Origin of the sequence: Methylobacter sp. BlB1, assembly GCF_015476545.1 — a bacterium.
GTDB lineage: Bacteria > Pseudomonadota > Gammaproteobacteria > Methylococcales > Methylomonadaceae > Methylobacter.
Map to the genome: position 1 here is coordinate 1 of NZ_JADMKV010000127.1, position 3,883 is coordinate 3,883.

Annotated in this window: 2 protein-coding genes; both read left to right on the plus strand. The window is 54.6% G+C overall.

The genetic code is table 11. The features are described 5' to 3' along the window. Positions 1-666 precede the first annotated feature (666 nt). Positions 667-1,920, plus strand: a complete 1,254-nt coding sequence (locus tag IT781_RS21445) for a hypothetical protein (RefSeq protein WP_194972209.1) — start codon at positions 667-669, stop codon at positions 1,918-1,920. Positions 1,921-2,148: 228 nt separating this feature from the next. Further along, positions 2,149-3,312 (plus strand): serine protease, encoded by a 1,164-nt coding sequence (locus IT781_RS21450; protein ID WP_194972210.1) that lies wholly within the window; start codon positions 2,149-2,151, stop codon positions 3,310-3,312. Positions 3,313-3,883 lie beyond the last annotated feature (571 nt).

Below are 3,883 nucleotides of genomic sequence, written 5' to 3' on the forward strand. Positions count from 1 at the left end.
AACTATGCGCCACCAAGTTACTGTGCATAAAAGGAAACTTCACATAATGGCACATAGTGAGCGGTCAGTATTGAAAGGGTAAAATCGACCCAAAGTAGCCATTCTCCTCATCTTTCCGAACGGCAACGTATCAGTAGAAAGCGGACAGTCAATTGCAGGTGATCAACTAGATCTATCATCCGTAGTGAGCGTTATTCATTGATAGACTTCTGTCGGTAGCTTCACCATTAACTTTTTATTCAAGACGGCTACCTTATTAGTAATTAGACGAATAGTAATAGTACGAGAAATCTAGTACAAAACATGAATACTAGCTTAAGTCGTGGAAATCTGGCTTGGCACAACATCGATAACTAATCATCTCATTAACTCGGACTATCAACTTTACTGTGCTTCGTTAGTAGCCGCTTATGTGGGATGTTAAGCAGCACAGGAAAAATTTATGGACTGCCTCTGTAACGGCTTGGAAGAGGTGCGCTACAGGTACATCTGTCGGGCATAGCCTAAGCCTAAGGTATATTCTGACATTAACATCCTCTTTCTGTCGGAAGGATAACAATCTGGGAAAGTGGAAATGGACCTAGCATTACACTATGTACTACGAGTTGTGGACGTTATAAGGTATTTCGCATATTAATATTTTTCACCAGAAACGAGGAGACCCACATGTCTGGCTCATCTGAAAGTAACGACGATTTGGTTTCGGGTCGCGTTAATCGATCCAACGATCAGACAACGATTTGGGCTGAGAACAAATTCAGTTCCGTGGACATCATCGGAATAGAAGTCAACAGCTTCAGGATCAATTTTAGCGGAGACGCCATTTTCAGCGTCGAAGTGGCCAAAGACACGGAAGAGGATGGTGAATTCCGTCCACCAATGGCGCTTGACGCAATCGTCGGTAATGGCTGGAGCGCCGAACACGTGGGCGGCAGTGGTGGAACTGGAGTCACCGGAATCGGCGGAAACGTTGGAGGATTGGGTGTCCGTGGATTGGGCGGTGAGAACGGAATCGGAGTCTTGGGCGATGCAGGAGGACGCACAATAGGTGTAGTTGGACTCGGTGGCCCGCGCGAGGGAACGGGCGTATTCGGCCGCGGCTCCGGTGGCGATCGCCTTTCCCGCCGTGGGCGCGGAGGAATCGGCGTCCATGGCGTAGGCGGAGATGCGGATCTGACGCCAGGTCAGACGGCCGTTTTACCCGGAGCGGGTATCTTCGGCGAGGGCGGGAAAATTCTGGACACAAATGAGAATCGACTGTTACTCGGAGCCGGGGTTATCGGCCTTGGCGGTCATGCGGGCGAAAAGGATGTGCCGTCTACCAACGAAACGGGCAGCGTGGGTTTATTCGGCCAAGGCGCTGATGCCAAGATTGAGAAAATCTTTGATGGAGGAGTAGCAACCCTGGTCGGGCCATTGGAACCAGGCGCGGGCATCATCGGGCGGGGTGGAGTTCCGACCCCTCGAGAGATGCCGGTGGCTGCTGGTGTCATCGGGCTCGCCGGTGGCGAAACCAAGCCTCCTATTGACCAAACGGGAGGTGTAGGTGTATTTGGTTTGGGGCACGTGGGCGTTCGAGGTAGTAGCGAGAACGGACCGGGGGTCAGCGGGCGCTCGGACAATGATCGCGGTGGAATTTTCGAGTCGCAGCGGGCCGCGCAAGCTCGGCTTGTTCCAAAGAAAGTCGAGACTAGACTGCCTGAGGGGGCTCCTGTAAATCCCACCGGAATAAATGAGGCAGCTCTGGAGAAGGGCATCGTGTCCTTACCGAAGGACGGCGCGGCTGGCGATCTCATGGCGTTGATCGACGATGGCGAAGACTGTACGCTGTGGTTTTGCGTACGGGGCTCGGGCTCAAAAGGGCCAGCGCGCTGGGCGCAAGTGCTGCTTGGTTCGCCATTCGATGGTCAGTCGAATTAGCCCGAACGAGTTACGCATGCTCCGTCGACAGTCGTCAGTCAATCGTTCTAATTGATTCGCTTAGAGCGCGCATAACACTCCAGAGGTTGGCTGAAATGGTTATTCGATGGTTTTCATGCTTCTACCGTAATTTTAAATCTTAATAGATCACAAGTTTATTACAGTGGAATGACTTTTCATGATAGATATACAGAAACTTTATCATTACTTGCTAATGGAGAGTTAAACATGCCGCGATTCAGGTTGCTTGATCCGTCTAGACCCGAGTTCTCTACCCCAGCCCGGGGTCTGCCGTTCGGGCCGGACGAAATACTTTTTCTGGACAATGAGCTGCCCAAGGGCGAGGTGCCGAAGGCGCTGGCGGAGAGCTGCTCCGACAGGCGTGTCTTCGTATCGGATGCCAACGAGGAGACGGCCGAGATCGGGCTTGAGAGGCTCGATCCCTCCTCGGTGGGATTCCGGCTTCCGCCGGGATCTTTCCTCGGGCGTGCTGGCCTAGCGGCGGAGTACTGTTCCGAATCAGTGAAGTCGGGCACCGTCGACCCATTGCCGCCGTTCCGCCCGCAGTGGTCGGGCTATCTCTACCATCCGAAGCGGGCACCCGGCCGAGCGGTGCCGACCTTGCGGCGGGCCGACGGCTGCCGGATGCAGGCGCACAACGTCTACTATCCGGACAACCGCAGTTTCTTCGTGCCGTCCGACTATCCGTTGCACTGCATTGGGAGGCTGAAAGTCTGGGACGTTCCGGGCAGTAGTAGCTTCCGGTCGGGTACGGCGACGCTGGTCGGCCCCCGGACCATCGTCACCGCGGCGCACTGTATGCCGCGAGACGGTAGTCCGAGGAAGTGGGGCGCACTCTTCACCCCAGCGTACTTCAACGGGATCTCGATGGTCAGCATGGCGTCCTGGTGTGAGGCCTACCGGATGGCGACGACTGTCGTCTCGGATTCCACCCAAGCGTTTGATGTCGCGGTTATGAAACTGTATGATCCGCTTGGCGAGGCGCTCGGCTGGTTCGGTAGCCGCACCTACGACTCTGACTGGGAGGACGAGTCGCGCTGGAGCCTGATCGGCTATCCCGGCTATGCCGCCGATTTCAACTCGGGCGGGGAATGGCCGACTGTCGAAAACGGCATCCGCGTGGTCGATGACGACCCGGATGGCAGCTTCGCGGAGATCGAGCATATGGGGGACGCGAGCGATGGTAACTCGGGCGGGCCGCTGTTTGGTACTTGGCCCGAGGGGCCCTATATCATCGGCGTTCATTCCGGTAGCGAGTACCGGACTATCTGGACACCGTTCGGGGACATCGTTGCCGAGAACAATAACGTCGCGGCCGGCGGCTCCGGCATGGTCGACATGATCCGGAACGCGCTAACGAATTGGCCCTAATGATCTAGATGCACGATAAGAAGGCAGAAGACCCGGAGTATTACACGAACGGGAACGCGGCACTATGGCCCGTAGCACCAGCAGCTCCGTTGATGTGTGTCGCAGACAGTGTGCTAAGTGGAACTGAAATAGTTATTGGCATGATGCCTGCTGATCTGCCTTGGCAAGTCGCCGCACACGTCAGATTTGGTAGGTGGAACAATTGTCCATATCTAGAAGAACAGGTTGCTCTTCAAGCGCTGGCATGAAAGGTCTGGCGCTGTGAAGACGACAATCGCTACCAATGTGGCCGAGTTTGACGTCAGGCTGCCTCGGAGTGGAGCCGAGGCAGCCTTGATTCTCTCAAACAAGCGTTTCTTCTAATACCGAGATTCCATACCTCATGACGTCGGCAATGTAAATACCTTGGCTGCATCGCTTGACAGCCACCGTCAGGCCCCCGGCTGAAGCGAGGCGTTAAATGACTGTTATCGAAGATTCACCTGCCGTTAATCTAGCATTATTGACTGACCGGTTATGGCACTTATGCAAAGCTTTGCATAAGTGCCATTATGTGAAGTTTCCTTTTATG